Here is a 433-nt window from a genome sequence, read left to right on the forward strand (position 1 = left end):
CCTGCATCCTGGCCTTTGGCCGTGTCTGAGGCGCCGGCAGCACTGGCGACCGCCAGTTTGGCGGCGGCCATTTCAATCGCTTGTCCATCCTTGAAGCTGGAGTTCGGACTGCGCATCACGATATCGCCTTCGGTCAGGCCGCTGCGAACTTCGTAATTGCCGGTGCGCTGATCGCGTTTGCCGATATTCAGGCTGACCCGCTTCAGGGTTTTTTCCGTTACGCGCCAGGCGTAAGACTTGTCGCCGGATTTGACGACGGCGGCTTCCGGCAGGGTCAGTGCATTCACCGTGGTGGATTCGATATTGCCTTCGGCATACAGGCCGGATACCCGCGGCTGGCTGCTGTCGGCAAAAGCTACCAGCACCTCTACCTGACGTGTGACGTCATTGGCGGCGGGATCGACCCGGGTGATCTTGCCGCGGAATTCCTGAT

The 433-nt window shown here is 60.5% G+C and carries 1 protein-coding gene; it reads right to left on the reverse strand.

The window, feature by feature from the left end:
* Positions 1-433: efflux RND transporter periplasmic adaptor subunit (locus GPA27_RS28495; protein WP_373322828.1), on the reverse strand; the 433-nt coding region annotated here is incomplete at both ends.

Source organism: Aromatoleum toluolicum, from assembly GCF_012911005.2.
Lineage (GTDB): Bacteria > Pseudomonadota > Gammaproteobacteria > Burkholderiales > Rhodocyclaceae > Aromatoleum > Aromatoleum toluolicum.